At 77.3% G+C, this 4,106-nt stretch carries 5 protein-coding genes; 4 read left to right on the top strand and 1 reads right to left on the bottom strand.

The window, feature by feature from the left end:
* Positions 1-1,329: lactate utilization protein B (locus ACFQ11_RS37215; RefSeq protein ID WP_378307589.1), on the top strand; the 1,329-nt coding region annotated here is incomplete at its 5' end.
* Complete coding sequence (locus tag ACFQ11_RS37220; RefSeq protein WP_378307591.1) at positions 1,326-1,967, top strand: LutC/YkgG family protein; 642 nt, start codon at positions 1,326-1,328, stop codon at positions 1,965-1,967. The genes ACFQ11_RS37215 and ACFQ11_RS37220, both read left to right, overlap by 4 nt.
* Positions 1,968-1,971: 4 nt before the next feature.
* On the opposite strand, the gene ACFQ11_RS37225 is transcribed toward ACFQ11_RS37220, so the two are convergent.
* Positions 1,972-2,541 (bottom strand): TetR/AcrR family transcriptional regulator, encoded by a 570-nt coding sequence (locus ACFQ11_RS37225; protein WP_378307593.1) that lies wholly within the window; start codon positions 2,539-2,541, stop codon positions 1,972-1,974.
* Positions 2,542-2,765: 224 nt separating this feature from the next.
* On the opposite strand from ACFQ11_RS37225, the gene ACFQ11_RS37230 reads away from it, so the two are divergent.
* Positions 2,766-3,197 (top strand): plectin, encoded by a 432-nt coding sequence (locus tag ACFQ11_RS37230; RefSeq protein WP_378307595.1) that lies wholly within the window; start codon positions 2,766-2,768, stop codon positions 3,195-3,197.
* 285 nt (positions 3,198-3,482) lie between these two features.
* Positions 3,483-4,106: maleylpyruvate isomerase N-terminal domain-containing protein (locus ACFQ11_RS37235; RefSeq protein WP_378307597.1), on the top strand; the 624-nt coding region annotated here is incomplete at its 3' end.

The following is a 4,106-nucleotide window of genomic DNA, read 5'->3' on the forward strand; positions in this document are numbered from 1 at the left end:
GCCGCCGCCCGCGACGGCGCCGCCCCGGCCGCCGCCGAACCCGCGACCCTGGAGGTGCTGCGCGACGCCGGGCGCGCCCTGCGGGACGCGGCGCTCCTCGACCTCGACACGCACCTGGAGCGCCTCGAACGCGCCGTCACCGAGGCCGGTGGCACGGTCCACTGGGCCGTGGACGCCGCCGACGCCCGCCGGATCGTCACCGGCCTGGTGCGCGCCACCGGCGCCCGCGAGGTCCTGCGGGCTCCGTCGGCGACCGTCCGGGAGGCGGGCCTGCCCGACGCGCTCGCGCGCGCGGGCGTCACCGTCCGCGCGACGGGACTCGGCGACCTGGTCGTCCGGCTCGGCGAGGACGCGCCGTCCCACCTGGCGTCCCCGGCGCTGCACCGCGACCGCGCCCAGGTGCGGGAGCTGTTCCTGCGGGCGCTGCCGGGCGCGCCGCCGGACCTGCCCGACGATCCGGCGGCCCTCGCCGGCGCCGCCCGCGCGCACCTGCGCGACCGGTTCACCGGCGCCCGCGTCGCCCTCACGGGCGCGACGTTCCTGGCGGCCGACACCGGGACGGCCGTGCTCGCGGAGTCGGGCGGCGAGGGCCGGATGTGCGTCACCCTCCCGGACACGCTGATCACCGTCGCGGGCATCGACAAGGTCGTCCCGTCCTGGACCGACGTCGAGGTGCTGCTGCAGCTCCTGCCGCGCGCCTCAACGGGCGACCGCATGACCCCGTACGTGTCGGCCTGGACGGGCGTGCACCGCGGCGACGGGCCCCGCGCGTTCCATCTCGTCCTGCTCGACAACGGCCGCACCGCCGCGCTCGCCGACGAGGTCGGCCGGGCGGCGCTGCGCTGCATCCGCTGCTCGGCCTGCCTGAACGTGTGCCCCGTCTACGAACGGACCGGCGGCGGCCCGTACGGGCCGGTGTACCCGGGGCCGGTCGGCGCGATGCTCACCCCGCAGCTGCGCGGCGTCGAGAGCGCCGCGAACGCGTCGCTGCCCTTCGCGTCCACGCTCTGCGGCGCCTGCACCGACGTGTGCCCGGTGAGGATCGACATCCCGGAGGTCCTGGTGCACCTGCGCGGCGCGGTCGTCGAGTCGCGCCGCGCCCGTCCCGTCCCCACGCCGGAGCTGGTGCTGATGCGCGGCCTCGCCTGGACGATGGGGGACGCCCGCCGGTACCGCCTCGCGGTCCGCCGCGGCACCCGGTGGGCGCGGCTGCTGTCGCGCGGCGGCCGGGTCCGCCGGCTGCCCGGCCTGCTCGGCAAGTGGACCGAGGCCCGCGACGTGCCCGCGCCGCCCGCCCGGTCCTTCCGCGACTGGTGGGAGCGCCGGTGAGCTCCCGCGACGAGATCCTGCGGCGGGTCCGCGACGCCCTCGGCGGGGAACGCGGCACGGCCCCGCCGGTGCCGCGCGGCTACGCCCGGCGGCTCACCGCCGAGGAGGCCGCGACGCGCGCGGACGTCCTCGCGCTGTTCACCGAGCGGGTCGCCGAGAACCGCGCGGCGGTCCGGCACGTCGCCGCCGACGACGTCGGCACCGCGGTCGCCGCCGCGCTGTGGGGGCGGGAGGCGAAGCAGATCGTCGTCCCGGCCGACCTGCCGTTCGGCTGGCTGGCGGAGCTGGAGGGGGTGCGGGCGCTGGCCGACGCGCCCGCCCTCGACGCCGAGACGCTCGCCGCGTCCGACGGCGCGGTGACGGGCTGCGCGGCGGCCGTCGCGCGGACCGGGACGGTCGTGCTGGACGGCGGCCGCGCGCAGGGCAGGCGCGCGCTGACCCTCGTGCCCGACTACCACCTGTGCGTCGTCCACGCCGACCAGATCGCCGGGACGGTCCCGGAGGCCGTCGCGCGGCTCGACCCGGCGCGCCCGCTGACCTGGATCAGCGGCCCGTCGGCCACCCGCGACGTCGAGGGGGTGCGGGCGCCGGGGCCGCACGGTCCCCGGCATCTGGAGATCCTCGTCGTCGAGGACTGACGGACTACCGGACGCCGCCGAGGACGACGTCGAGGCCCGCGTCGAAGCGGGCGTCCCAGTTCACCGCGCGGTCGGCGCCGTCCTCGGCGGTGCCGCGCACCTCGAGCGCGGCGTGCCCGATGACGTAGCCGAGCAGGGTGTGCGCGGTGACGGCGGCGGCCTCCTCGGCGGCGCCGCCGAGCCGCAGCGCCTCCCGCAGGGACGCGATCGTCGCGGTGAGCGCCGCGGGGTTGCGGCGCGTGACGACGAGCGGCAGGACGCCGGCGTGCTCGAGCAGCCGGGCACGGTAGTCGCGCGCCCAGCCGCGCAGGGCGTCCCCGGCGCGCCCGGCGGGGACGTCCGCCGAGACGGGCGCGGCGGCGACGTGCGCGACGAGGCCGTCGAGGAGCTGCTCCTTGCCGCGGGGGAGGTGGTGGTAGATCGCCATGGCCTCCACCTCCAGCGCGTCGCCGAGGCGGCGCATGGTGAGGCGGCCGAGCCCCTGCCCGTCGACGATCTGCAGGGCGGCCTCGATGATGCGCTCGGTGGACAGCGGCGCGCGGTTCCGCGCGTTGATCGCAGGTTGCCGGACCATGAGGTGACCTTACTGCGTAAAGGCCGGGTCCGGCGGCGGGACACGCCCGGCGGGCGGAGGTCGGAGGCTTCGCCGCCCGTGGCCGCCGACCTTACCTTACTGCGTAAAGGGCCGAACTTCGGTGTCCCCCGTCACAATGGACGCGTCACCCGCGTACGCTTGCCTCGATCGGACGTGCCCGATCGGCGGACAGCCGGACCGGGCCGATCGAGGAGACCGTGAGCTTGAGGGAGAGCACCATGCCGCTGGGCCGCCGGGTGAGCAAGGACGTCGCGGAGTTGCACGAGGCCGACCGGCGGCTGGCCGCCGGGTACGCCGAGCGGCTCGCCGCGGCAAACGAGGCCGAGCGGGCGCTGCGCGAAGCGCAGGGCGGCGCGGCGACCCCGGCGGAACTGCAGGAGCTGACGGCCGCCTTCGACGTCGCGCTGACCGAGGCGCTCGCCGCCGCGGAGGCCGCCGAGCGCGCCGCGATGGGCCCGAAGGCGTACGCGACCGACGCGCAGGACGCCAAGGCGCAGCGCGCCGCGGAGATCGCCGCGCGGAAGGCGAGGGCGACGGCGTCCGTCCGTCCGTGGACCGACGAGGTCGACCGGCTGCGCACCGCGCGCGAGGCGCACCGGCTGAGCTTCCGCACCCGGCCGACCGCCGCGGTCTGATGGGCGCGGTCTGACGAGCGCTGTGTGATGGGCGCGTCGTGACGAGCGCGTCGTGACGGTCGCGGGCGGGCACGCGTTCGCGGGCGTCCGCCTCGGGGGAGAGGCGGGCGGGGCCGGACGCGGGCCGACACGGCGTCACCGGGTGGCACCTGCCACCGAACTTTGAGAGTCTGCCCTCTCGGGGAGCACCGGGGCGCCCCGCCCGCCGCCGCGCGTACGCGGCCGTGGGCGGGAGGACGTCCCGGTGGAGAGGGCACAGGTGCTCTGGACGCGGGGGGAAGTCACGTGGAGCGCACGCCGCCGGACCGGTGCCGCGTACTCGAGTGCTATCAGGACGGGGTGCGGGCGATCCGGGAGCTGGCGGGCCGGGCCGGCGACTGGAACGTGCCGACGCCGTGCTCGGACTGGCAGCTGATCGATCTCGCCGGCCATCTGCGGTGCGTCGCCGAGAACTTCCTGGAGTACCTGCAGGACGCGCCGGACAGCCGGCTCGCGAAACTGTTCGCCCAGGAGGCCGCGACGGCCGTGCTGATCCGGCAGCAGGCGCGGCAGAACGCGGCCGAGCTGGCGGTGCTGCCGCCCGAGTCGGGGCCCGAACGGATCATGGCGTTCGGGGTGTCCGCGGGCGCGTACGCCGACCTGATGCCGGACATGTGGGATCGCACCCACCTGATCTACCGGGGCACCAAGTACACCGTGGGCGACCACGCGGGCGCGGCGTGCGTGGAGTGGCATCTGCACGCGTGGGACATGGCCCGGGCCCTCGGCACCGACTACCGGCCGCGCGATCCCGACCTGCTGGTGTCGGCGTGGCACTGGGGCGTCCCGCACCTTCCGCTGGCCTCGGGCGAGGGGTGGGAGGCGGTGCTGCGCGCGTCCGGCCGTTCGCCGAGCTGGCCGGAGCCCGCC

The organism is Actinomadura sediminis (assembly GCF_042675525.1).
Taxonomy (GTDB): domain Bacteria; phylum Actinomycetota; class Actinomycetes; order Streptosporangiales; family Streptosporangiaceae; genus Spirillospora; species Spirillospora sediminis.

Bases quoted from the DNA above. Each gene is read 5' to 3' on its own strand.
- ACFQ11_RS37225 (WP_378307593.1), bottom strand. From the start codon at position 2,541: ATGGTCCGGCAACCTGCGATCAACGCGCGGAACCGCGCGCCGCTGTCC.